This window comes from Salinispora oceanensis, from assembly GCF_000383575.1.
Taxonomy (GTDB): Bacteria; Actinomycetota; Actinomycetes; order Mycobacteriales; family Micromonosporaceae; genus Micromonospora; species Micromonospora oceanensis.
Map to the genome: position 1 here is coordinate 672071 of NZ_KB911579.1, position 23133 is coordinate 695203.

At 70.6% G+C, this 23133-nt stretch carries 24 protein-coding genes and 1 riboswitch; of the genes, 11 read left to right on the forward strand and 13 right to left on the reverse strand.

Features of this window, described 5'->3' with window-relative positions; genetic code table 11:
• Positions 1-241 precede the first annotated feature (241 nt).
• Both SALPAC4_RS0102840 and SALPAC4_RS0102845 read left to right on the forward strand, forming a co-directional pair.
• Complete coding sequence (locus SALPAC4_RS0102840) at positions 242-1990, forward strand: beta-N-acetylhexosaminidase (protein ID WP_019869087.1); 1749 nt, start codon at positions 242-244, stop codon at positions 1988-1990.
• 408 nt (positions 1991-2398) lie between these two features.
• Complete coding sequence (locus SALPAC4_RS0102845; RefSeq protein WP_019869088.1) at positions 2399-3043, forward strand: C39 family peptidase; 645 nt, start codon at positions 2399-2401, stop codon at positions 3041-3043.
• A gap of 72 nt (positions 3044-3115) precedes the next feature.
• Here SALPAC4_RS0102845 and dusB read toward each other — a convergent pair whose 3' ends face one another.
• From dusB to SALPAC4_RS0102865, 4 genes are all read right to left on the reverse strand, one after another.
• Positions 3116-4291 (reverse strand): tRNA dihydrouridine synthase DusB, encoded by a 1176-nt coding sequence (gene dusB, locus SALPAC4_RS0102850; RefSeq protein ID WP_019869089.1) that lies wholly within the window; start codon positions 4289-4291, stop codon positions 3116-3118.
• 67 nt (positions 4292-4358) lie between these two features.
• On the reverse strand, positions 4359-5738 hold the full coding sequence (locus SALPAC4_RS0102855) for a glycine--tRNA ligase (protein ID WP_019869090.1): 1380 nt from the start codon (positions 5736-5738) through the stop codon (positions 4359-4361).
• Between the two features lie 111 nt (positions 5739-5849).
• A complete protein-coding gene (locus tag SALPAC4_RS0102860) occupies positions 5850-6323 on the reverse strand; it encodes a hypothetical protein (protein ID WP_019869091.1) in 474 nt (157 codons plus the stop codon).
• A gap of 188 nt (positions 6324-6511) precedes the next feature.
• Positions 6512-6853: an antibiotic biosynthesis monooxygenase gene (locus SALPAC4_RS0102865; RefSeq protein WP_018733230.1), complete on the reverse strand. Its 342-nt coding sequence runs from the start codon at positions 6851-6853 to the stop codon at positions 6512-6514.
• 27 nt (positions 6854-6880) lie between these two features.
• Between SALPAC4_RS0102865 and SALPAC4_RS0102870 the strand changes: the two genes are divergently transcribed.
• Genes SALPAC4_RS0102870 through SALPAC4_RS0102890 form a run of 5 tightly spaced genes read left to right on the forward strand, consistent with a single transcriptional unit; the run spans position 6881 to position 10203 of the window.
• Positions 6881-7138, forward strand: a complete 258-nt coding sequence (locus tag SALPAC4_RS0102870) for a hypothetical protein (protein WP_019869092.1) — start codon at positions 6881-6883, stop codon at positions 7136-7138.
• A 54-nt stretch (positions 7139-7192) separates the two neighbouring features.
• On the forward strand, positions 7193-8221 hold the full coding sequence (locus SALPAC4_RS0102875) for a metal ABC transporter substrate-binding protein (RefSeq protein WP_019869093.1): 1029 nt from the start codon (positions 7193-7195) through the stop codon (positions 8219-8221).
• Positions 8218-8979 carry a metal ABC transporter ATP-binding protein gene (locus tag SALPAC4_RS0102880; RefSeq protein ID WP_019869094.1) on the forward strand — a complete coding sequence of 254 codons (762 nt, stop codon included), beginning with the start codon at positions 8218-8220 and terminating at the stop codon, positions 8977-8979. The genes SALPAC4_RS0102875 and SALPAC4_RS0102880 overlap by 4 nt, the downstream gene beginning before the upstream one ends.
• A gap of 1 nt (position 8980) precedes the next feature.
• Positions 8981-9856: a metal ABC transporter permease gene (locus tag SALPAC4_RS0102885; RefSeq protein ID WP_019869095.1), complete on the forward strand. Its 876-nt coding sequence runs from the start codon at positions 8981-8983 to the stop codon at positions 9854-9856.
• A gap of 38 nt (positions 9857-9894) precedes the next feature.
• Positions 9895-10203, forward strand: a complete 309-nt coding sequence (locus SALPAC4_RS0102890) for an ArsR/SmtB family transcription factor (RefSeq protein WP_019869096.1) — start codon at positions 9895-9897, stop codon at positions 10201-10203.
• A 4-nt stretch (positions 10204-10207) separates the two neighbouring features.
• On the opposite strand, the gene SALPAC4_RS0102895 is transcribed toward SALPAC4_RS0102890, so the two are convergent.
• The gene (locus SALPAC4_RS0102895) at positions 10208-11038 is read right to left on the reverse strand and encodes an alpha/beta fold hydrolase (protein WP_019869097.1); all 831 of its coding nucleotides are present in this window, start codon (positions 11036-11038) and stop codon (positions 10208-10210) included.
• A gap of 103 nt (positions 11039-11141) precedes the next feature.
• A riboswitch (TPP riboswitch) is annotated at positions 11142-11248 on the forward strand.
• 70 nt (positions 11249-11318) lie between these two features.
• On the opposite strand from SALPAC4_RS0102895, the gene SALPAC4_RS0102900 reads away from it, so the two are divergent.
• The 4 genes from SALPAC4_RS0102900 to gndA all read left to right on the forward strand — a co-directional run bounded on the left by SALPAC4_RS0102900 (position 11319) and on the right by gndA (position 15743).
• Positions 11319-11915 (forward strand): ECF transporter S component, encoded by a 597-nt coding sequence (locus SALPAC4_RS0102900; protein ID WP_019869098.1) that lies wholly within the window; start codon positions 11319-11321, stop codon positions 11913-11915.
• Between the two features lie 67 nt (positions 11916-11982).
• The gene (locus tag SALPAC4_RS0102905) at positions 11983-13410 is read left to right on the forward strand and encodes an ABC transporter ATP-binding protein (protein WP_027644849.1); all 1428 of its coding nucleotides are present in this window, start codon (positions 11983-11985) and stop codon (positions 13408-13410) included.
• Positions 13407-14207: an energy-coupling factor transporter transmembrane component T family protein gene (locus SALPAC4_RS0102910; RefSeq protein WP_019869100.1), complete on the forward strand. Its 801-nt coding sequence runs from the start codon at positions 13407-13409 to the stop codon at positions 14205-14207. Before SALPAC4_RS0102905 ends, SALPAC4_RS0102910 begins: the two co-directional genes overlap by 4 nt.
• 99 nt (positions 14208-14306) lie before the next feature.
• Positions 14307-15743, forward strand: a complete 1437-nt coding sequence (gene gndA / locus SALPAC4_RS0102915) for an NADP-dependent phosphogluconate dehydrogenase (RefSeq protein WP_027644850.1) — start codon at positions 14307-14309, stop codon at positions 15741-15743.
• A gap of 16 nt (positions 15744-15759) precedes the next feature.
• On the opposite strand, the gene SALPAC4_RS0102920 is transcribed toward gndA, so the two are convergent.
• The 8 genes from SALPAC4_RS0102920 to SALPAC4_RS0102955 form a co-directional block, all read right to left on the reverse strand.
• Positions 15760-16536: an isoprenyl transferase gene (locus tag SALPAC4_RS0102920; RefSeq protein ID WP_018733241.1), complete on the reverse strand. Its 777-nt coding sequence runs from the start codon at positions 16534-16536 to the stop codon at positions 15760-15762.
• A 41-nt stretch (positions 16537-16577) separates the two neighbouring features.
• Positions 16578-17414: a DNA repair protein RecO gene (gene recO / locus SALPAC4_RS0102925; RefSeq protein WP_019869102.1), complete on the reverse strand. Its 837-nt coding sequence runs from the start codon at positions 17412-17414 to the stop codon at positions 16578-16580.
• 63 nt (positions 17415-17477) lie between these two features.
• A complete protein-coding gene (locus tag SALPAC4_RS0102930; protein ID WP_019869103.1) occupies positions 17478-18677 on the reverse strand; it encodes an acyltransferase family protein in 1200 nt (399 codons plus the stop codon).
• A gap of 166 nt (positions 18678-18843) precedes the next feature.
• A complete protein-coding gene (gene era / locus SALPAC4_RS0102935; RefSeq protein WP_019869104.1) occupies positions 18844-19743 on the reverse strand; it encodes a GTPase Era in 900 nt (299 codons plus the stop codon).
• On the reverse strand, positions 19740-20117 hold the full coding sequence (locus SALPAC4_RS0102940) for a cytidine/deoxycytidylate deaminase family protein (RefSeq protein WP_018741536.1): 378 nt from the start codon (positions 20115-20117) through the stop codon (positions 19740-19742). The genes era and SALPAC4_RS0102940 overlap by 4 nt, the downstream gene beginning before the upstream one ends.
• The gene (locus tag SALPAC4_RS0102945; protein ID WP_027644852.1) at positions 20110-21525 is read right to left on the reverse strand and encodes a hemolysin family protein; all 1416 of its coding nucleotides are present in this window, start codon (positions 21523-21525) and stop codon (positions 20110-20112) included. The genes SALPAC4_RS0102940 and SALPAC4_RS0102945 overlap by 8 nt, the downstream gene beginning before the upstream one ends.
• Positions 21501-21974, reverse strand: a complete 474-nt coding sequence (gene ybeY / locus SALPAC4_RS0102950) for an rRNA maturation RNase YbeY (RefSeq protein WP_019869106.1) — start codon at positions 21972-21974, stop codon at positions 21501-21503. Before ybeY ends, SALPAC4_RS0102945 begins: the two co-directional genes overlap by 25 nt.
• Positions 21975-21991: 17 nt before the next feature.
• The gene (locus SALPAC4_RS0102955) at positions 21992-23050 is read right to left on the reverse strand and encodes a PhoH family protein (RefSeq protein ID WP_019869107.1); all 1059 of its coding nucleotides are present in this window, start codon (positions 23048-23050) and stop codon (positions 21992-21994) included.
• Positions 23051-23133 lie beyond the last annotated feature (83 nt).

The following is a 23133-nucleotide window of genomic DNA, read 5'->3' on the forward strand; positions in this document are numbered from 1 at the left end:
GTCGCCGCCGGTCCGTGGCCACGCTGCCGACCGTGGGGCGAAGGTTAGGCGAACATCGGACCCCCAGGGACCGTTCGGTGACAATCGGCACAGCCGTCCCCACTTTCCGTGTTCGTACCCGAGTTTGGAAGCGCTTCCACGCGCACGATCACGCATCCGCCGCACCGCCGTACCCTTGATGCAACGCTCTCGGTGAAGCCTTGCCACAACCGCCGCGAATACACCCCCGAAAGGCAGCTCCGTGCACCCCACCCCCGCCACCTCGCCGCAGCAGCCGGAACACCGGCCCGCCCCCGCGACCTCGGGCGCGACGGGCACCGTGCCGGCCACCGACGGCGACGCGAACACCCCGACGACATCCATCCCAGCCCCGGTCCAGCCGGCAGCGGGCGAGCTGGCCCGACTGGCGGCCCACGAAGCCGGCACCCGACTCGCCCCCGCCCCGGTCCGGCTGGACGACGTGGTGCCCGCACCCGAACAGGTGCGCCCGGAGCCCCGCGCCGACTTCACGCTGACAGCCGACACGGCGGTGCGGGTCAGCCCCGACCCCGCCGCGCGGGCCGTCGCCGAGCGCCTCGCCGACCTGCTCCGGCCGGCCACCGGATATCGGTTCGAGATCGCCGAGGCCCCGCACCCCGAGCTGGCCGACGGCATCGCGCTCGTCCTCGCCGAGCAGCCCGACCTCGGCCCCGAGGGCTACCGACTCGACGTGACACCCGCCGGCGTCCGGATCAGCGCCGCCACCGCGACCGGGCTCCACCACGGCACCCAAACCCTGCGCCAGCTTCTCCCGGCCGCGATCGAGAGCAGCACGCCGGTCCGCGCCACCTGGACGCTGCCCGGTGGCTCGATCCTCGACCGGCCGCGCTTCCCGTACCGGGGCGCCATGCTCGACGTGGCCCGGCACTTCTTCGGGGTGGACGACGTGCTGCGGGTGATCGACCACCTCGTCCGCTACAAGCTCAACCACCTACACCTGCACCTCACCGATGACCAGGGGTGGCGGATCGGGATCGAGTCCCGACCGCGACTGACCACGATCGGCGGAAACACGGCGGTCGGTGGCGCCCCCGGCGGGTGGTACACCCCGGCCGACTATCAACGGATCGTGACGTACGCGGCCGAGCGGCACCTCACCGTCGTCCCGGAGATCGACCTGCCGGGGCACACCAACGCCGCGCTGACCGCCTACCCGGAGCTGGCCCCGGACGGGACCACACCGGCGCCCTACACCGGCACCGAGGTCGGCTTCAGCTACCTGGACCCCGCCAACGCGCAGACGTACGAGTTCGTCGCCGACGTGCTGGGGGAAGTCGCCGCGCGCACCCCCGGACCATTCCTGCACATCGGCGGGGATGAGGCCTTCAAGGTGAAGGGAGCGGCGTACACCGGATTCGTCGAACGGGCGCAGCGCATCGTGGCCAAGCTCGGCAAGACGGTGGTGGGCTGGCACCAGTTGGCTCCGGCCGCCCACATCGAGGGACGGGTACTCCAGTGGTGGGGCACCGACGGCGTCGACCCGACCACCGCCGACGCGGTCCGCCGCGGCGCTCGACTGATCCTCTCCCCCGGCAACCATGCGTATCTGGACATGAAGTACACCTCCGACACCCCGATCGGACATGACTGGGCGGGCCTGATCGACGTACGGCGGGCGTACGACTGGGATCCGGCGACGCAGGTGACGGAGGTGCCGGCGGAATCGGTGTTGGGGGTGGAGGCCCCGCTCTGGACCGAGTCGGTCACCTCGCTGGCGGAGATCGAGTTCATGCTCCTGCCCCGGTTGCCCGCCATCGCGGAGCTGGGCTGGTCACCGCGGGCCACTCACGACTGGGCGGCGTTTCGTACCCGGTTGGCCGGGCAGGGCCCCCGCTGGACGGCGGCCGGTATCGCCTTCCACCGCTCCGCTGAGGTCCCCTGGCCCGCGACGCCCGCTGACCGGCCGACGGCTCAGGTCGCGGGCTCCGTACCACGCCCCAGGACGACATAGCGGAGCGGGCGGGTCCGGGGGTCGCGGTGTCACCGACTCGCCGGTCTGGGTCGATGGTCCGGTTCCGCCGCAGGCCGGAGCGGGGAGATGCCAGACCGATCGACCGCTCTGGGTGATTTGTCGGGTGGTGTGGGTCACAGTCGGCGGGGAATCGGCGCCGGGGGCCGGTGGTTATACCTGGCGTAACCATGCGGGGTAGCCGTGAGCGCCCCGCCGGACCGCCGGCAACCGGTGGTCGCCCGCCCCGGAATGCCGTGGGGCCGGCGTTGGTTACATCCCCCGGGCCGCCCGAGTAGCACCCCCGGCCGGGCGAACCCCCTCTTTCGATTTCTTCTCGAACCACCTCGTGCGACCCGCTGGCGCGCCCCCTGCGCCCGCGGCACCCCCGAGCGGAAGGCTTCGATCATCATGCGTACCGACATCCTTCGTAAGACCGCCCTGACCGCTGCTGGCCTGATCGCCACCGGTGGCGCCATCGCCGCCCCCGCGACCGCCGCCTTCGCCGCCCCCACCGCGGCCCCCACCGCGCAGAGCGAGCGCGACGGCACCCGCGTACTCTCGGTCGACTACGAGGCCCAGCCGAACTTCTACTACTGCGGCCCCGCCGCCGCCCGTAACGCCCTGTCCGTGCAGGACAAGGACATCGACGTCTACTCGATGGCCGAGCGGATGGGCACCACCGAGTCCGGCACCGACTCCATCAACGACATCACCCCGGTGCTGAACACCGAGACCGGCCGCGACGTGTACCGCAGCGTCGAGATCTCCACCCCCGAGGCCGACGACAAGCAGACCGACACCCTGCGCGAGGACATCATCCGCACCGTCGATGACGGCCGCGCCGTCGTAGCCAACATCGCCGGCACCGCCACCGACACCAACGGCGAGAGCCACTCCTTCGCCGGCGGCCACTACATCGCCGTCAACGGCTACCGCGACGCCGGCGACCAGGTGAAGATCGCCGACTCGGCGAACCCGAACACCGCCGAGTACTGGATCACCACCGAAGACCTCGCCGACTGGATCGCCACCCGCGGCTACTCCACCAGCTGACCACCAACCACACCGACCAGGGCCGGCCCCCACCCGGGGGCCGGCCCTGGTCGTCGTCTTTCGAGGCCCGGTTCAGCCGCCCGAGTCAGCCAACTCCGCGCCCTGCGGCACCGTGTCGTCGTCCCGGCTGTCCAGCCACCCGTTCGGCAGGAAGACCTTGCCCGGGGAGTTGGTCCGGCCACGGGGCTGGCCCAGCGTCTCCACCGGGAACGGCGCCGCCGGGTCCAGCTTGCCGAGCAGATCGTCGAGCTGCGCCAAGCTGTCAATCATCGCGAGCGACCGACGTAGCTCGCTGCCGACCGGAAAGCCCTTCAGGTACCAGGCGACGTGCTTCCGGAAGTCGGTGCAGCCGTCCCGTTCACCGCGCGCCGCGTCCCGGGCGCCGACGGTGAACTGCTCGACCAACAGCTCCGCGTGCCGGCGCATGGTCGTGGCCACCTCCCCCAACGTGGGCAACCGCCGGTGCGGCGAACCGGTGAAGGCCGCCTCCAGATCGGCGAAGAGCCACGGCCGGCCCAGGCAGCCCCGCCCCACCACGACCCCGTCGACTCCGGTGTGCGCCACCATCCGCAGCGCGTCGTCCGCCTCCCAGATGTCGCCGTTGCCCAGCACCGGTACGTCCAGCGCCGCCTTCAGCGTCGCGATGGCGTCCCAGTCGGCGGTCCCCGAATACCGTTGGGCAGCCGTACGCCCGTGCAGCGCCACCGCCGCGACCCCAGCATCCTGGGCGGCGAGGCCCGCCTCCACGTACGTCAGGTGATCGTCGTCGATGCCCTTGCGCATCTTCACCGTTACCGGTACCCCGGCGGGTGACGCGGCATCCACCGCGGCCCGCACCAACCGGGCGAAGAGCCGACGCCGCCACGGCAGGGCGGCACCACCGCCCCTGCGGGTCACCTTCGGGACCGGGCAACCGAAGTTCAGGTCGATATGGTCGGCGAGGTCCCGCTCGACGACGATCCGCACCGCGGCGGCGGTGGTGTCGGGGTCGGTGCCGTAGAGCTGGAGGCTGCGTGGTGACTCCCCGGAGCCAAAGGCGATCATGCGCAGCGTCTTGGGGTTCCGCTCGACCAGCGCGACCGTCGTGATCATCTCGCAGACGTAGATGCCACCGCCCTGTTCCCGGCAGAGCTGGCGAAAGCCAACGTTGGTGATGCCCGCCATCGGTGCCAGGACCACCGGCGGCCACACCTGGTGCCGCCCGATGGTCAGCGGGCGGGGCGGGACGGCCTTCGTCGTGGTCACCACTCCAGTGTAAGGAGGCTGTGGCCCTCCCTCCGCCGGCCCACCAGCGGAGGGAGGGCCACCCTACAGCTCAGCAGCCGGGGAGGCGCTCGATCAGGTACCGCTCGACCTGGTCCAGGGAGATCCGCTCCTGGGCCATCGTGTCCCGGTTCCGCACGGTCACCGCGTCGTCATCGAGGGTGTCGAAGTCGACCGTCACGCAGTACGGGGTGCCGATCTCGTCCTGCCGGCGGTAACGGCGACCGATGGCCTGCGAGTCGTCGAACTCCACCACCCAGCGCTTGCGCAGGTCGGCGGCGAGCTTCCGGGCCTTCGGCGAGAGCGCCTCGTTACGGGACAGCGGCAGCACCGCCACCTTCACCGGCGCGAGCCGCGGGTCGAAGCGCATCACCGTGCGCTTGTCCACGCCACCCTTGGTGTTCGGCGCCTCGTCCTCGTCGTACGCCTCGAGCAGGAACGCCAGCACCGCACGGGTGAGACCGGCCGCCGGCTCGATCACGTACGGGACCCAGCGCTCGCCCTTGGCCTGGTCGAAGTAGGACAGGTCGACACCGGAGTGCTTGCTGTGCGTGGCGAGGTCGAAGTCGGTGCGGTTGGCGATGCCCTCCAGCTCCGCGAACTCGGTGCCACCGAACTGGAACCGGTACTCGATGTCGACCGTGCGCTTCGAGTAGTGGGAGAGCTTCTCCTGCGGGTGTTCATAGCGACGCAGGTTGTGCTCGCTGAGGCCGAGATCGAGGTACCAGTTCCAGCGCTCGGTGAGCCAGTACTCGTGCCAGCCCTCGTCCGTGCCCGGTTCGACGAAGAACTCCATCTCCATCTGCTCGAACTCGCGGGTCCGGAAGATGAAGTTCCCCGGGGTGATCTCGTTGCGGAACGACTTGCCGGTCTGGGCGATGCCGAACGGCGGCTTCTTACGCGCCACCGTCTCGACGTTCTTGTAGTTGACGAAGATGCCCTGCGCGGTCTCCGGTCGCAGGTAGTGCAGGCCCTCGTCGCTCTCCACCGGGCCCAGGTGGGTCTTCATCAGACCGTTGAACATCCGCGGTTCGGTGAAGGTGCCCCGGTTTCCGCAGTTCGGGCAGTTCAGCTCGGTCAACGAGGCCGGCGGACGACCATGCTTGGCCTCGTACGCCTCCTCCAGGTGGTCGGCCCGGAACCGCTTGTGGCAGGACTGGCACTCGGTCAGCGGGTCCACGAACGCGTCCAGGTGGCCGGAGGCGGCCCAGACATCACGGGCCAGAATCACCGCGGAGTCGAGGCCCACCACGTCGTCGCGCTGCTGGACCATGCTCCGCCACCACTGCCGGCGGACGTTCTCCTTCAGCTCCACACCGAGCGGGCCGTAGTCCCACGCCGAACGGGTACCCCCGTAGATCTCGCTGGACGGGAAGACGAAACCCCGTCGCTTGGCGAGGCTGACGACGGAGTCGATACGGTCTGCAGGCATTTTTCCTCCTACGCCGGCTGGCGGTCGGCGGGGACAGTACGGGATGGAGCGAGGCTCGGGACAACGGTACGACCGGCGATGTCCTGAGCCCAGGAGAATACCGGGAGCGGTTCAGCTGACCCCGCACACCTCCAGTGCGCCGGTCTGCTCGTTCTGCTCGAGGTTCACCAGTTGGCGTTCGCGGTCGCCGCCACTGAAGGTGACCTCGACCGGCACGGTCAGACTGGCCTGGTTGAGCTCGCCGACCTGGAACGAGTTCACCTGCGGCCCACTGGCGGCCCGCCGTTCGAAACCCCGCCGCGACTCCTGCTGCCGCACCCGCGCACAGAGCTGGTCGTACGCGGCACCGTACTCTCGTTCCACCAGCGCCTGGTAGTAGTTGGTGGAGACGGTGCGCCCCTGCTCGTCGATCGCCTCCGCGCCGGCCACCAGCAGCCCGAGCACCGCCGCACCCCCGCCGCCGCAGCAGAGCGTCAGTGCGAGCGCCCCGGCGCCGAGCCCCAGCCAGAGCCGGGTGCGACGGCCCTCGACCGGCGGCGCCGCGAACGGTGGTGCGACACCGGGACCGGCGGGCGGATTCGGCACTCCCGGCCCGGGAGGTGGGCCGGGCACGGCAGGGGGTGCGGCGCCGTCGCGCGGGCCGGGTGCGGCGTTGTCCGACGGGCCGGGCACGGCAGGGGGTGCGGCGCCGTCTGGCGGGCCGGGCACCGACGGGTGCGGCGAGGGAGCGGCCGGTCCGGGAGCGGTCATGAGATCAATGTAGTGCGTATCGCTCACCGGTACGGATCGGCTGCCCGATCGCTCGCCGCCACAACCACGTCAGCGCCGGGCGCGGCGGTGGCGAGAGCCTCGTAGGCCGACGGTTCGTCGACCGACTCGGCGAGCAGCGGAACCGCGGTGACCTTGACGTCGAAGCCGCCGAGCGCTCGCCGGTAGGTGCCGACCGACTCCCACTCGGTGAGCAGACACCAGTAGCGCGGGTCGTCCAACGCGCGGACGAGTTGCCCACGCAGGTATCCGGGGCGGGCCGCGAGCGCCGCGAGCGCGGCGTGCGCCCGCGCGGTGAAGTCGTCAACGACATCGACCTCGACCACGAACCGGTTGGTGACCAACACCGGCAACCTCCTCGTAGAGTCTGTGGGATGCAGCGTACGCAGCACCGGTTAGCGAGCCGGTTGGCCCGGGCAAACCCGACGGCGGTCTTCCTGATCACCCTGGTGGTGGTGCTGGTCGCTCTCTTCACTCCAGGGGTGATCGGCGGGCTACTCACCCTCACCCTCGCGGCGGTCGTGGCCACGCTGGTGGTCACCACGGGGACGAGCCAGCCGGCACGGCTACGAGTGGTCCGGCTCCTGGTGCTGACGCTGCTGATCGTCGCCGGGCTGGTCAAGCTATTCTGACATGCACTTATGCGTTTTTGACAATCATTATCACTGTTGCGGACAGTTGCCTGTATGAACTACCGCCGCGCTCCGCGCGCCTTAGCCGCCGCCTCCGCCGCCCTGCTCGCCCTCGGCACGGCCGCCTGCTCCGACGAGCCAGTCGACGCAGACCCGCAGCGGGTTGAAGTCGTCGCTGCGTTCTACCCACTTCAGTTCCTGGCCCAGCAGATCGGCGGCGACGCGGTAACTGTCAGCAACCTGGTGAAGCCTGGTGCTGAGCCCCACGATGTCGAGCTGAGCCCGAGCCAGGTTGGGGACGTGGCCGGGGCGGAGCTGATCGTCTACCTCAAGGGTTTCCAGCCTCAGGTCGACGATGCGGTGCAGCAGAACTCGGCCGACCGGGCATTCGACGTCGCCACGGTCGAGCCACTGCTCGACGCCACCGGCGATGGCCACGATCACGATCACGGGCACGAGGGCGAAGAAGCGCACGAGGGCGAAGAAGCACACGAGGGCGAAGAAGCACACGAGGGCGAAGAAGCACACGAGGGCGAAGAAGCACACGAGCTGGCAGAGGCCGGCAGCAAGGACCCGCACCTGTGGCTGGATCCCACCCGGCTCGCCACCGTCGGTGACCAGCTCGCCGACCGACTCGCCGAGGCCGACCCCGATCACGCCGACGGGTACGCCAGCCGAGCAAAGGAGCTCCGGACCGAACTGGAACAGCTCGACACGGAGTTCACCGCCGGTCTGGAGACCTGCCAGCGCCGGGAGATCGTGGTCAGCCACACCGCCTTCGGCTACCTGACCGCGCGTTACCAGCTGGAGCAGATCGGCATCTCCGGGCTGAGCCCGGAGCACGAGCCGTCGCCGCAGCGGCTGGCCAAGGTGATCGAGGAGGCCAAGGAGCACCAAGCCACCACGATCTTCTTCGAGACGCTGGTCAGCCCGAAGGTCGCCGAGACCATCGCCGCCCAGGTCGGAGCCGAGACCGCGGTGCTCGACCCACTCGAGGGGCTCGGCGCCGACAACAACGGAGACTACTTCTCGGTGATGCGGACCAACCTCACGAACCTGCAAACGGCGCTGGGCTGCTCATGACCACTCCCGTCATCACTGTCACACACGCGGCGATGGGCTACGAGGGCCGGACCGTGCTGCGGGACGTCTCGCTAACCGTCGCCGCTGGTGAGGTGGTGGCGGTGCTCGGTGCCAACGGCTCCGGCAAATCCACCCTGATCCGGGCCGTACTCGGACTCGTTCCGCTCAGCTCCGGGTCGGTCGCGCTCTTCGACCGGCCCGGGCGGCGGTTCCGGCAGTGGCACCGCATTGGATACGTCCCGCAACGCCTCGGTGCCAGCGGCGGCGTACCGGCCACCGTCCGCGAGGTGGTGGCGGCTGGCCGGCTGGCCCGTCGGGGCATCCTGCGCCCGCCCGGCCGCGCGGACCGGATGGCGGTGGCCACCGCGCTGGCGGCAGTCGGCCTCGCCGACCGAACCAGCGACCCGGTCTCCACTCTCTCCGGCGGCCAGCAGCAGCGCGTTCTCATCGCGCGGGCCCTGGCCGGCGAGCCGGACCTGCTGATCCTCGATGAGCCAACCGCCGGCGTGGACGCGGCGAGCCAGGAGGCATTCGCTGGAGCGCTCAAGGAATTCGTCGCCGGCGGTGGCACCGTCCTGCTGGTCGCACATGAGCTGGGACCGCTGCGGCCGTTGATCTCCCGAGCCGTCGTCGTCCACGCCGGCGGGATCGTTCACGACGGCCCGGTACCCGAGCCGGCCGGCCACCACGCCGACCCCGACCACGACCACGTGCACCCGCACGGTCCCAACGAACCCGCCGGTCTCTGGAGCGCGTGAGATGGAACTCTTCCAGTACCCGTACATGCAGCGTGCCCTGATCGGTGCGCTGATCATCGGCCTGGCCGCCCCGGCGCTCGGCATCTACCTGGTTCAGCGACGGCTGGCACTGATCGGCGACGGCCTCGGGCACGTGGCGCTCACCGGCGTCGGTGCCGGCCTGCTATTCAACCGCTCGCCGGTCTTGGCCGCGGTGATCGCGGCGAGCCTCGGCGCAATCATGATCGAACTGGTCCGAGCCCGCGGCCGCACCTCCGGTGACCTGGCGCTCGCCCTGCTCTTCTACGGCGGCATCGCCGGGGGTGTGATGCTCGTCGGGCTCTCCGACAGCACCAGCGCGAGCCTCCACGCCTACCTCTTCGGCTCCCTGTCCACCATCAGCCCGGCTGACCTGACCACGATCGTGGTGCTCGGCGTGGCGATCCTGGTCACCATGCTGGCGCTCTACCCGGCGCTCTTCGCGATCGGCCACGACGAGGAGTACGCCCGGGTCTCCGGGCTGCCCGTTCGCGCCCTCAACCTGCTCCTCGCGGTCGCCACCGCGGTCACCGTCACCATCGCGATGCGCGCGGTGGGCGTCCTGCTGATCAGCGCACTGATGGTGGTGCCGGTCGCCGCCGCACAGCAGGTCACCCGCGGCTTCCGCAGCACGATGACGGCCGCCATGGCGCTCGGCCTCTTCGCCGCCGGGTCGGGTGTGTACGTGGCGGCCAACGCCGACACCGCCCCCGGCGCGTCGGTGGTGCTGATGGCGATCGCCTCGTTCGCGGTGATCGCGCTCGGCGGCGTGGGCTGGCGGACGCTACGACGACGGCGGGTCGCCGCACCGGGCACACCGGCCGTGGAGCCGCACGAGGTGGTGCTCAGCCAGTCCTGACCCACGGCGCGCCCCTGGGGTTGGTTACCGTTACCCCTGTGAGCAGCGAGTCCGGCTACGACACCTTCGCGGGGGCGAGTGAGCTGCTGCGCGCCCTCTCCGCCCCGATCCGGCTGGCCATCGTCAGCCAACTCGCCGAGGGCGAACGGTGCGTACACGAGCTGGTTGACCAGCTCGGTGCGGCGCAGCCGCTGGTCTCCCAACACCTACGGGTGCTCCGCGGGGCCGGGGTGGTGCGCGGTTCCCGGCGCGGACGGGAGATTGCCTACACGCTGGTTGACGAGCACGTCGCACACATCGTGGCGGACGCGGTCAGCCACGCCGGCGAGCACAACACCCCCACCTGAGGGCTCACCTCGGGTCCCGGGCCCGGGCCAGAATCGCGTCGGCGAGCGGCGCTGGCGCCCGATCCGGGATCCAGTGACTCACGCCGGTCAGCTCGACGAAACGGTAGTCCCCGGTCACGTGGGCGGCGCAGGCCACGGCGGCGGTGCGACCGATCGCGATGTCCCGGTCACTCCAGACGTACGTCGTCGGCACCGACACCGGTCCGACGGCCGCCAGGTCCCCCCGGGACATCGCCCGGTACCAGTTCAGGGCGGCACTCAACGCACCCGGAGCGCGCATCGGTTCGACGTACGCGGCCACCCGGTCGGCGTCGCCGGCTCCGGCCAGCATCCGGCGCAGCCCGGTCGCCCGCAGGGACAGCAACACCGCCTCCGCCGTCCTTTCCCGCCGGAACAGCCGCATGTACGCCGAGCGGGCCCGCTGGGACCGATCGGTGCGCAGGGCGTGGGCCATGGCCCCCGGATGCGGCACGGAGACCGCGGTCAGCGAGTGAACCCGGGCCGGATGCCCGGCAGCGAGCGCCCAGCTGACCACCGCGCCCCAGTCATGCCCGACCACGTGCGCAGCGGCGACGCCGAGGTGGTCCAGCACCGCCACCGCATCGCCGACCAGCTCACCGAGGCGGTACGCGGAGACCAGCGCCGGGCGGGCACCGGGCGAGTAGCCGCGCTGGTCGAGTGCGTACGTGCGCAGCCCGGCGGCGTGCAGGAGCGGCACCACGTCGGCCCACTCCCCACTGTGCTGGGGGAAGCCGTGCAGCAGAAGCACCGGCGGACCGGCCGCCGGGCCACCGACGCGGACATCGAAGGCAAAACCACGGACATCGACACCCATAAGCGCAGCCTACCCGGACTCAACCGAAGGAGCCCCGGTCAACCTGCACCGATGTCACTTTGTTGAAAGATCTTCGGAGGTGCTAGCGTCGGTGACACATTTTCACCTCCGACAGGGGAGCGCACAGCGCTGAGAGTGTGGGCAACGCCCCACAGACCCTCGAACCTGATCTGGGTAATGCCAGCGCAGGGAGTTCGGTCGGCCTCCAGTCGCGCCATCGTCCGGCCGCACCGGACGTAGACACGCCTCTCCTGTTTCCCGGAGCAGACAGGAAAGACCGATGAAAAAAGTCAATGTAACGACCAACCGCTGGCGCACCGTCGATGTCGTCGTCGCCGCTGTCATCGCCGTCACCTTCGGCGTCATCTTCTGGGCCTGGGGGCTGCTCTGGAGCGTCGCCAGCCCGGTGTTCGCCTTCTTCCCGCCGGCCCAGGCCATCATGTACGGCGTCTGGCTGATCCCGGCGGTGCTCGGCGGCCTGGTGATCCGCCGCCCCGGTGCGGCGCTCTTCTGCGAAATGGTGGCCGCGACTGTCTCCACCCTGCTCGGCTCCGAGTGGGGCAGCATCACCCTCCTCCAGGGGCTGGCCCAGGGGATCGGCGCCGAGTTGGCTTTCGCCGCCTTCCGCTACCGCTCCTTCCGGCTACCCACGGCACTGCTGGCGGGTGCACTGACCGGCCTCAGCGCGGCCCTCTTCGACTTCTTCGTCTGGAACGGCGAGTACGCGCTGGGCAGTTACCGGATCCCGTACGCGCTGCTGACGATCGCCAGCGCCACCGCCATCGCCGGGTTCGGCGCCGAGAGCCTGACCCGGGCCCTGGCCCGGACGGGCGTGCTGGCCCTGTTCCCCGCCGGCCGCGAACGCACCACCATCTGAACGCCGTGTCGATCGGGAGGTTGGGACCGCGGATCGCGGGTCAGCATCCAGCTTTGGGGCGGCGTCGGTGAGCGCGGTCCGGTTGCGGGACTTCGGGTGGCGGCACGCGGGGCGGAAACGGTGGGCCGTACGCGGGCTCGACCTGCGGATCGAGCACGGCGAACGGGTCCTCCTGTTAGGGGCCTCCGGGGCGGGTAAGAGCACCCTGCTCGCCGCGCTGGCCGGGCTGCTACCGGAGGACTCCGGCGAGCAGGAGGGCACGGTCGAGGTTGACGGCCGGGACCCGCGCAGGGCTCGAGAAGAGGTCGGCCTGCTCTTCCAGGACCCGGAGACGCAGCTGGTAATGGCGCGCTGCGGCGACGATGTCGCCTTCGGCCCCGAGAACCGCGGGCTACCGGCCGAGCAGATCTGGCCCCGAGTGGACGAGGCCCTGCGTCGGGTTGGTTTCCGCTACGGCCGGGACCGGCCGACCGCCGCCCTCTCCGGCGGCGAACAGCAGCGCCTCGCCTTCGCCGGGGTGCTCGCGCTCCGCCCGCGCCTGCTGCTGCTCGACGAGCCGACCGCCAACCTGGACCCGGCCGGTGCGGCGCTGATCCGCGACGCGGTCGCCGCGGCGCTCGATGCCGACACCACCCTGCTCCTCGTCGAGCACCGGCTCGCCGAGGCGCTGCCGCTGGTCGACCGGGTGGTCGTGCTGGCACCCGGCGGCGGTGTCCAGGCCGACGGCACCCCGCAGGCGGTCTTCGCCGCGCACGGCGAGGCGCTCGCCGCCGAGGGGGTCTGGGTGCCGGGCCATCCGGTACCGGCGCGGCCGGCCGCCACCACCGCCGGGGAGACGTTGCTCACCGCCGACGAGCTCGCTCTGCCGCCCCGGCTGGCCAGCGTCTCCCTCACCGTACGGGCCGGCGAGGCGCTCGCCGTCCACGGACCCAACGGGGCCGGGAAGTCCACCCTGGCGCTCCTGCTGGGTGGGCTGCTCGCACCGGCGGCGGGCCGGGTCACCGCGACGGCGGAGCTGGCCGGCGGGGACGCCCGCGTCCCACCGCACCGGTGGCGGGCGCCGGCGCTGGTGGGCCGGATCGGTACGGTCTTCCAGGACCCGGAACACCAGTTCGTCACCGCCGCCGTCGCCGACGAGTTGGCACTGGGACCACGCCGCACCGGCCGAACCGAGGCGCAGGTCCGCGCCACCGTGGACACGCTGCTCGACCGGCTCCGCCTGACGGCGCTCGCCGAGGCCAACCCGTACACCCTCTCCGGTGGCGAGGCGCGGCGGCTAAGCGTCGCGACGGCCCTGGCCACCGCGCCCCGCCTGCTCGTCTGCGACGAGCCCACCTTCGGCCAGGACCGGCGGACCTGGCAGGAGCTGGTGGAGCTCTTCGCCGAGCTACGCGACAACGGGCACGGGCTGGTCACGGTGACCCACGACCCGGAGTTCATCGCCGCGCTCGCCGACCGCCGGGTACGGCTCGACCAGCCGCGGAGCGTCCCGTGATCGACCTCGAACCGGTGACCCGACCAGACGCCCCACTGGCCCGGCGCAACCCGGTGGCCAAGCTGGCGGCAGCGCTGCTCTGCTCGGTCATCCTGATCGCCACCCTCGACCCGGTGGCGCCGGCCATCGCCATCGCCTTCGAGCTGGCCCTGCTGCCGCTGTTCGGCATACGGCTCCGGGTGCTCGCCCGCCGGGCCATGCCGCTGCTGGTCGGCGCGGTCGGCGTCCTCGTCACGCTGGTGCTCTTCGCCGCCGACCGCTCCGGGCGGATCCTGATCGAGGCCGGCCCGTTCCTGGTCACCTCCGGCGTGCTGATCACCGCGCTCGGTCTGGTGTTGCGCATGTTCGCGGTAGCCCTGCCGGGATTGATCGTGGTGGCGACCACCGACCCGACCGACCTGGCCGACGCGCTGGTGCAGAACGCCAGACTGTCCGCCCGCTTCGCCTACGGGGCGCTGGCGGCGTTCCGGTTGGTGCCGCTACTCGCCCAGGAGTGGCAGATGATCAGCATGGCGCGGCGGGCCCGGGGCATCGACGCCGGCCGTGACCCGCTGGCCCGGCTCCGGCTCTTCGGGTCGACCGCGTTCACCCTGCTGGTCGGCGCAATCCGCCGCGGGACCCGACTCGCGGTGGCGATGGACGCCAGAGGCTTCGACGCCACGACCCCCCGATCGATGGCCCGCCGCCAACACTTCGGCCACGCCGACGGTCTCCTGATCGCCGGTGCGGCGGTACTGGCCGGTGCCGCGCTCGCGGTCAGCGTCGCCGTCGGCACGTTCCGCCCCCTGATCGGCTGACTGCCGGACCAGAACAACACCCCGGTGGAGTGGCCGCGGACCAGCGGAACGTGGAGCGCGATACGGTCACAGGCGAACTTCGAGGTGGAGGTGGCGGGGATGAGCGGGCAGGCACAGATCGGCGTTACCGGGCTGGCGGTGATGGGCCGCAATCTCGCCCGGAACCTGGCCCGCAACGGCTTCGTCGTGGCGGTGCACAACCGCTCTCCAGAACGGACCCGCCGGCTGGTCGCCGAGCACGGCGAGGAGGGGCGGTTCGTCCCCACCGACTCGCTGGCCGACTTCGTCGCCGCGTTGGAGCGCCCCCGGGCGGTCATCACGATGGTCAAGGCCGGCGCCCCGACCGACGCCGTCATTGACGAGTTGGTACCGCTGCTCGATGCCGGTGACATCATCGTCGACTGTGGCAACGCCCACTTCGCCGACACCCGACGGCGCGAGGAGGCGCTGCGCAAGCAGGGACTGCACTTCGTCGGCACCGGTGTCTCCGGCGGCGAGGAGGGCGCGTTGTGGGGGCCGAGCATCATGCCGGGCGGCTCCGCCGAGTCCTACCAGAAGCTGGGGCCGATCTTCGAACGGATCGCGGCGCAGGTGGACGGTGAGCCCTGCTGCCGGCACATCGGGCCGGACGGTGCCGGCCACTTCGTCAAGATGGTCCACAACGGCATCGAGTACGCCGACATGCAGCTCATCGCCGAGGCGTACGACCTGCTGCGGGTTGGACTGAACGCGACCCCGGCCGAGTTGGCGGAGATCTTCCGACAGTGGAACTCCAGCGAGCTGGAGTCGTACCTCATCGAGATCACCGCTGACGTGCTCGGGCACACCGACGCCAGCACCGGGCGGGCCTTCGTGGACATCGTGCTCGACCAGGCGGAGCAGAAGGGCACCGGACGCTGGACCGTGCAGAACGCCCTGGACCTCGGCATCCCGATCACCGGCATCGCCGAGGCGACGTTCGCGCGTTCCCTCTCCGGGCACGCCGACCAGCGCGCGGCCGTCCGCCATGCCTTCGGCGACCCGGGCCCGACCTGGGAGGTTCCGGATCGGGACGCCTTTGTCGAGGACGTCCGGCGCGCGCTGCTGGCCACCAAGATCATCGCGTATGCGCAGGGCTTCGACCAGATTCGGGCCGGCAGCCAGGAGTACGACTGGGACATCGACCTGGGCGGCACCGCCACGATCTGGCGCGGCGGATGCATCATCCGGGCCCGCTTCCTCGACCGGATCCGGCAGGCCTACGACGACCAGCCCGACCTGCCCACGCTGCTGGTGGCGCCGTGGTTCGCCGACGCCGTACGCGCCGGGTTGTCGGGCTGGCGGCGCGTGGTCGCCGAGGCTGCCCACGCCGGTGTGCCCACCCCCGCGTTCGCCTCGTCCCTGTCCTACTTCGACGCGCTACGCGCGGACCGGCTACCGGCGGCCCTGATCCAGGGCCTGCGGGACAACTTCGGCGCCCACACCTACCGCCGGGTTGACCGCGACGGTTCCTTCCACACCCTCTGGGCTGGCGACCGCGGTGAGGTCGAAGCCTGACCCCGGGCGCTCGGGGTCAGGTGGTCGGCGCCACCGGGTTCGGTAGCGCTCCGCCAAACCGGCGGTCCCGCTGGGCGTAGAGCTCACAGGCGTACCAGAGGTGCCGGCGGTCGAAGTCCGGCCAGAGTGTGTCCAGGAAGACCAGTTCGGCGTAGGCGCTCTGCCAGAGCATGAAGTTCGAGGTGCGTTGCTCTCCGGAGGGGCGCAGGAAGAGATCCACGTCGGGGACCTCCGGGTGGTAGAGATGGCGGGCCAGGGTCTTCTCGGTGACCTTGGCTGGGTCGAGCCGGCCGGCGGCCACCTCCCGGGCGATCGCGGCGGCGGCGTCGGCGATCTCGGCCTGCCCGCCATAGTTGACGCAGAACTGCAGGGTGAGCGTGGAGTTGCCGCGGGACATCTCCTCGGCCGCCTGCAACTCCGAGATGACGCTCTTCCACAGCCGCCCGGACCGGCCGGACCAGACAACCCGTACGCCCAGGTCGACAAGCTGGTCACGGCGGCGGCGGAGCACATCCCGGTTGAAGCCCATCAGGAAGCGCACCTCGTCCGGCGAACGCCGCCAGTTCTCCGTCGAGAACGCGTACGCCGACAGGTACGGAATGCCCAGCTCGATCGCGCCCTGAACGGCGTCGAAGAGGGAGAACTCTCCCGCCTCATGCCCTTTTGTACGCGGAAGCCCGCGTTCCTTGGCCCACCGGCCGTTGCCGTCCATCACCACCGCGACGTGCCGCGGCAACGCCTCGGCGGGCAGCGCCGGTGGCCGGGCACCGGACGGGTGGGGGGTGGGCGGCACCGGCGTACGGCCGGGGCGCCTGATCGATCGGATCACTCGGTCTACTCCCTGTCCACGCCGGCCACGGCCGGCCCGACTCCGCCGGCCGGCGTCCCGACCGCGCCGGCGGCCGGACCGCCCCGGTCCACCAGCGGCAGCGAGCGTAACGCGCGCTCCAGATGCCACTGCAGGTGCGCCGCGACCAGCCCGCTGCACTCTCGACGAACACCGTTCTCGGCGGCGTCGGCAACCCGCCAGTCACCGCTGGTGAGCGCGGTCATCAGGTCAATGGTGGCCGGTGCGGGGTGGGCCGCGCCGGGCGGCCGACAGTCGAGGCAGACGGCACCGCCGGCCGGGACGGAGAAGGCCCGGTGCCGCCCCGGCGTGCCGCAGACCGCGCAGCCGGCCAGCGCCGGCGCCCACCCAGCCAGGGCCATGCCACGCAGCAGGTACGCGTCCAGCACCAGGGTCGCCGCGTGCTCCCCGTCGGCCAGCGCACGCAGCGCCCCCAGGGTTAGTTGGAACAACCGCAGCGACGGTTCCCGCTCGACCGGGGTGAGCCGCTCCGCGGTCTCGCAGACCGCACTCGCCGCTGTGTAGCGGGGGTAGTCGCCGAGGAGGCGCTTGCCGTACAGGTCAATGCCCTCGACCTGGCTGACCGTGTGCAGCGAGCTGCCCTGCTGGCCCTTCGGGTCGCCGGCGAGTTGCAGGTCGATATGGCCGAAGGGCTCCAGCCGGGCGCCGAACTTGCTGGTGATCCGGCGCACTCCGCGGGCCACCGCGCGCAGCCGCCCGTGCCGACGGCTGAGCAGGGTGATGATGCGATCCGACTCGCCGAGCTTCTGCACGCGCAGCACCACCGCGTCGTCACGGTAGAGCTGTCGGCGGTACCCGGCCATCGGATCATTCTCCCTCAGGGTGACAGCTCCGGGCGGGCTCGGGGTGGACGCGGCGCCGGATGGTCATCGTGCGTTGCTCTCGACGCTCCCAGTCTGTACGCGCTCGCTCTCCGCCGACCGGGGCGCCGGCACCACCGGCTGCTTCCGCGCCGTCCCGGCCTGGTCCGCCGAATCGACCGCGGCCTGCTTCGCCGCCCCCCCGGGCGTGGCTGCCGCCCCCTCAGACCTAGCTGCCGCCCCCTCGGGCGTAGTTGTCGTTCGCCGTCCGAAACCGGGGATCAACTCGGGCCGGCGCCGGGCCGCGACGTCCTCAACCCAGCCGACAAGCAGGATGACGACCCCGAGCAGGGCGAATACCAGCACGACCCGGATGGCCAGGCCGAGCAGATTCTGGTGCGACCAACCAACCACGTCCACCAGCGGGGTGAGCGCTGCCACGAAGGCCATGTGCCACAGGTACACGGTGAGTGCGCGCCGGTTGACCAGGGTGACCAGCCGACTGAAGAACGCGTTGCGGTCGATCCACGCTGTTCTCGCCGGCTCCCGCCCGAGCACGACCAGGATGACACCGGCCGACCAGAGGGCGTTGGCGAGCGGATTTCCGTTGAGGTCGAGCCCCTTGGTACCGGGCTGGGTCAGGTTCCACCAGCCGCCGAGGGCGACCAGAGCGATCGCGGTCGGCCACAGGACGCGGTTGGCGAGTCGGCGCAGCATCCCCGCCTGGTGGGCGAAGCCCAACATCCACGCCCCGAAGTACAGGCCGAACTGCTGCACCACCATCGGCGGATTCGGGTACACCCCCAGTTCGATCGCCACCGTCAGCGCGTACGGGGCGATCAGGGTGGGCAGCGGGAACCGACGGAACAACCACAACGCCAGCGGCGAGACGAGGACAAACCAGAGGTAGTTGCGCAGGTACCAGATCGGGCCCAGCACCGGTATTCCCCAGTCGTTCCGCGGTGGGTCGGCTACCGGGAAGAGCCAGAGCAGGAGCTTTGGGGTGAACGCCAGGCCGCTGAGCAGCATCGCGGGCACCAAGATCGCGCCGAGCACCCAGAACGACGGCAGCAGCCGCCGCAACCGACGACCGACCGCCGCCGTCCCGAACCGATACAGGGACGCCGCCATCAGCGATCCAGCCAGCGCGAACATCACCGACATCGCGGGAAAGACCAGCGTCATGGTGGCCCACCCGGTTACGTGGTAGACCACGACCCGGACAACGGCGAGGGCACGCAGCAGATCTAGGTAACGATTTCGCATCAGCTCGCTACTGGTTTCGGACGAGGGGAGGGAAACACAATCCCCTACCCTCCGCCCGTGACCTGGAATGCGCGAGACCCGCCGGCGGAAAAGTGAAATTCCTCATCGGTACCACCGAAGGCTGACAAGCCACTCGGAACACTCGGCCACAAGCCGGGCGCCCCGGCTAGAAGCCGAGCTTACGGAGCTGTTTCGGGTCCCGCTGCCAGTCCTTCGCCACCCGTACGTGCAGGTCGAGGTAGACCCGGGTGCCGAGCAGCTCCTCGATCTGCCGCCGCGCCCGGATGCCGACATCCCGAAGCCGGCTGGCCCGGTGCCCGATCACGATCGCCTTCTGGCTCGGCCGCTCGACGTACACATCGGCGTAGATCTTGATGACCCGTTCCGCGGGGATCATCTCCTCCACCACCACCGCGATGGAGTGGGGCAACTCGTCACGCACCCCCTCCAGCGCCGCCTCCCGGATCAGCTCGGCGACCAACACCTGCTCCGGTTCCTCGGTGAGCATGTCGTCCGGGTAGAGCTGTGGTGACTCCGGCAGGTAGCGGGTCATCACGTCCACCAGCGTGTCGACCTGATGCCCGGAGACCGCACTGACCGGCACGACCTCCGCGAAGTCCGCCAGTTCACTCACCGCGACCAGCTGCTTGGCCAGCTGCTCCCGGTCGACCAGGTCGGTCTTCGTCACCACCGCGAGCACGGTCGCCTTCAGCTCGGCCAACTCGCCGGAGATGAAGCGGTCGCCCCGGCCGATCGGCTCGTCCGCCGGGATGCAGAGGCCGATCACGTCAACCTCGCTCCACGTCTGCCGCACCAGATCGTTGAGGCGCTCGCCGAGCAGCGTCCGGGGCCGGTGCAGGCCCGGCGTGTCAACCAGCACGAGCTGCGAGTCGGGCCGGTGCAGCACCGCCCGAATAACGTGCCGGGTTGTCTGCGGCTTACTCGAGGTGATGGCGATCTTCTGCCCGACGATCGCGTTGGTCAACGTCGACTTACCGGCGTTTGGCCGTCCCACGAAGCAGCCAAAGCCCGCCCGGTACGGCTGCCGAGGGTTCACGGAAGTCACTCGGCCACCGTCCCGAGGAGCGTGCCGTCCGGAGCCGCCACGTGGATCGGCGCGTCGGCGGCGAGGTCACGGACCGCCGCGTGGCCAGCACCGTCCAGCGTTGACGCCTCGGTCACCACCGCCGCGGCCTCCAGCCGGGTACAGCCAGCCGCCGCCGCCGAGCCCACCGCGAGCTGAAGCGCGGTCAACGCCAGCGAAGGCAGCGAGACGCTCGCCGCGGCGTATGTCCGACCGTCCTGGTCCCGGACCGCGGCACCTTCGACGGCACCGATCCGGCCGCGCGCCCCCCGGGCCAGGACGACCAGTTTGGCGTCCTCGGCGGTCAGCTCCACCGGGGTGGCCCCGGTAGTCGGTACGGCGGGTGACTCAGGCATCGGCGGGTTGCCTCTCCTCGGCTTGGTCGGTGTCGCCCGGGGCGTCGGCGGACTCACCACGTCCCGGATCGTGCTGTTGGTCGGCCGGCTCCACCCGGCGCACCAGGACCGTGTCGATCCGATTGCGCCGCCCGGTGGTGCCCTCAGCGAGCAGCCGCAGACCGGCCACCTCAACCTGGGCGCCGGGGATCGGGACCCGGCCCAGGGACTGCGCGAGCAGGCCACCCACCGTCTCCACCTCATCGCTGGGCAGCTCGGTGTCGAACAACTCGCCGAGGTCCTCCACGGGTAGCCGCGCGGTGACCCGCACCGCGTCGTCGTCGAGGTGCTCGACCGGCGGACGCTCAACATCGTACTCGTCGGTGATCTCGCCGACGATCTCCTCCAGGATGTCCTCGATGGTGACCAGCCCGCCGGTCCCGCCGTACTCGTCAACGACGATCACCAGGTGGTTCCGGGCAGCCTGCATCTCCGAGAGGAGATCATCAACCGGCTTGGACTCCGGCACGAAGGTGGCCGGACGCATCAGCTCGGCCACCGGGAGACGCCGGTCCTCCGGGGCACCGCCCTGCGTACGCCGGATCAGATCCTTCAGGTAGAGCACGCCGAGCACATCGTCAACGCTCTCGCCGATGACCGGAATGCGGGAGAAACCGGACCGCAGAAAGAGCGCCAAGGCCTGGGAGAGCATCTTGTGCCGCTCGATCCAGACCATCTCGGTGCGCGGCACCATCACCTCGCGGACGATGGTGTCACCGAGCGCGAAAACCGAGTGGATCATCTGCCGCTCGCCATGCTCCACCACGCCGCGCTGCTCGGCCAGATCGACCAGCTCGCGCAGCTCCACCTGGGTGGCGAAGGGACCCTCCCGGAAACCGCGCCCCGGGGTGACCGCGTTACCGATCAGGATCAACAATGAGGCGAGGGGGTTGAGTGCCCGACCCAGCCAACGCACCAGCGGCGCCACCCCGCGACCCACCGCGTAGGCATGCTGCCGGCCGATGGTGCGCGGCCCGACGCCGACCACCACGAAGCTGACCACGGTCATCGCCCCGGCCGTCACCACCGCGGCCAGCCAACCGGCGCCGAGCGAGTCAACCGCAACCAGGGCTACCAGGGTGGTCGCGCTCAACTCGGCGAGCAACCGCAACAGCAGCAGCAGGTTGAGGTGCCGGACCACGTCCCCGGCGACGGACTGTAACGCTCGGGCGCCCCGGGCTCCGTCGCGGACCAACTCGGCCGCCCGGGCCGGCGAGACAGCGGCGAGCGCCGCCTCGGTCATCGCGATCAGGCCGGCGAGGACCACCAGCCCGGCCGCGAGGAGAACCAACTGCACGTCGGGGAGGCCGGACGTACCGGCCGTCGCTGCGGCAAGAGAGGCCATCATCGTGACCGGGTCGACCGCCAGCTCACCAGCAGCCGGGCTTGGAGGGCGAACATCTCCCGCTCCTCCTCCGGCTCGGCGTGGTCGTAGCCGAGCAGGTGCAACACCCCGTGCACGGTGAGTAGGTGCAGCTCATCGGCGGTGGAGTGACCCGCGGTGGTCGCCTGCTTCGCGGCCACCTCGGGGCAGAGCACGATGTCACCGAGCAACGCCGGCTCGGCACCGACGGTGGCGCTCTCCCCCGGCCCGTGGTCAACGCTGCCCTCGTCCATCGGGAAGGCGAGGACATCGGTCGGGCCGTCCCCGCCCATCCAGCGGTGGTTCAACTCAGCCATGTAGTCGATATCGACAAGCAGCACGGACAGCTCGGCGAGCTGGTTGACCCCCATTTCGTCGAGGGCGTGCCGGGCGACGGCGAGTATCGCGTCGGTGTCGACGTCAACCCCGGACTCATTGGCAATCTCGATGGACACTTTCTTCCTTCGCTTCGTTAGCGACGCCGACCGGCGCGGCCACCCTGGGTGGGCCGCCCGGGCACCGCTTGCACGCTCTTCGCCTGCTGATTTTCCCGCTCCACGTCCCAGCGGGCGTACGCGTCAACGATCTCTCCGACCAGCCGGTGTCGGACCACATCCGAGCTGGAGAGCTGGGCGAAGTGCACATCCGCCACGTCGGTGAGGATCTCCCGGACGACCCGCAGGCCACTGGTCGTCCCGCCGGGAAGGTCCACCTGAGTGATGTCACCGGTAACAACGATCTTGGAACCGAAGCCGAGCCGGGTGAGGAACATCTTCATCTGCTCAGGCGTGGTGTTCTGCGCCTCGTCCAGGATGATGAACGCGTCATTGAGCGTACGACCCCGCATGTACGCCAACGGCGCCACCTCGATCGTGCCCGCCGCCATCAGCTTCGGGATCGACTCCGGGTCAAGCATGTCGTGCAACGCGTCGTAAAGCGGCCGCAGATACGGGTCGATCTTCTCGTTCAGGGTGCCCGGCAGGAAGCCCAGCCGCTCACCCGCCTCGACCGCCGGCCGGGTGAGAATGATCCGGTTGACCTGCTTGGCTTGCAGCGCCTGGACCGCCTTCGCCATCGCCAGGTAGGTCTTGCCGGTACCGGCGGGACCGATGCCGAAGACGATGGTGTGCCCGTCAATGGCGTCCACGTAGCGCTTCTGCCCGAGGGTCTTGGGACGAATGGTGCGACCACGCCGGGAGAGGATGTCGAGCGTCAGAACCTCGGCGGGCCGCTCGGCGCTGCCCTGCTCGAGCATGCCGACGGTGCGCCGAACGGCGTCGGTGGTCAGCGTCTCACCTTTCTCGATGAGTTCGATCAATTCGCCGAAGAGCCGCTCGGCGAGAGCGTTGTCCGCGGGCGCGCCGGTGATCGTGATCTCGTTACCCCGGACATGCACGTCGCTACTCACGGAGCGCTCGACCAGTCGCAGGATCTCGTCCCCCGCACCGAGGAGATTGACCATGATCTTCGGTTCCGGGACGGTGATCCTGGTTTGTACCTGGGGCGGGCCGGGAGGCGGGGTACTGGTCATAGGTTGGGCCGAGTGGCCCTGAGCCACCTGCTCTCGATCTCGGCGCCGGGCCGATCGCCGCGGCGTGCTGGGCGTTGCCCCCA

What these genes read in the sequence shown, in the direction of transcription:
- recO (WP_019869102.1), bottom strand. Translation starts at nt 17,414, where the DNA reads ATGGCCGGGTACCGCCGACAGCTCTACCGTGACGACGCGGTGGTGCTG.
- gndA (WP_027644850.1), top strand. Translation starts at nt 14,307, where the DNA reads ATGAGCGGGCAGGCACAGATCGGCGTTACCGGGCTGGCGGTGATGGGC.
- SALPAC4_RS0102895 (WP_019869097.1), bottom strand. Translation starts at nt 11,038, where the DNA reads ATGGGTGTCGATGTCCGTGGTTTTGCCTTCGATGTCCGCGTCGGTGGC.
- SALPAC4_RS0102900 (WP_019869098.1), top strand. Translation starts at nt 11,319, where the DNA reads ATGAAAAAAGTCAATGTAACGACCAACCGCTGGCGCACCGTCGATGTC.
- SALPAC4_RS0102845 (WP_019869088.1), top strand. Translation starts at nt 2,399, where the DNA reads ATGCGTACCGACATCCTTCGTAAGACCGCCCTGACCGCTGCTGGCCTG.
- SALPAC4_RS0102875 (WP_019869093.1), top strand. Translation starts at nt 7,193, where the DNA reads ATGAACTACCGCCGCGCTCCGCGCGCCTTAGCCGCCGCCTCCGCCGCC.
- SALPAC4_RS0102870 (WP_019869092.1), top strand. Translation starts at nt 6,881, where the DNA reads ATGCAGCGTACGCAGCACCGGTTAGCGAGCCGGTTGGCCCGGGCAAAC.
- SALPAC4_RS0102855 (WP_019869090.1), bottom strand. Translation starts at nt 5,738, where the DNA reads ATGCCTGCAGACCGTATCGACTCCGTCGTCAGCCTCGCCAAGCGACGG.
- SALPAC4_RS0102955 (WP_019869107.1), bottom strand. Translation starts at nt 23,050, where the DNA reads ATGACCAGTACCCCGCCTCCCGGCCCGCCCCAGGTACAAACCAGGATC.
- SALPAC4_RS0102930 (WP_019869103.1), bottom strand. Translation starts at nt 18,677, where the DNA reads ATGCGAAATCGTTACCTAGATCTGCTGCGTGCCCTCGCCGTTGTCCGG.
- SALPAC4_RS0102880 (WP_019869094.1), top strand. Translation starts at nt 8,218, where the DNA reads ATGACCACTCCCGTCATCACTGTCACACACGCGGCGATGGGCTACGAG.
- SALPAC4_RS0102885 (WP_019869095.1), top strand. Translation starts at nt 8,981, where the DNA reads ATGGAACTCTTCCAGTACCCGTACATGCAGCGTGCCCTGATCGGTGCG.
- SALPAC4_RS0102940 (WP_018741536.1), bottom strand. Translation starts at nt 20,117, where the DNA reads ATGCCTGAGTCACCCGCCGTACCGACTACCGGGGCCACCCCGGTGGAG.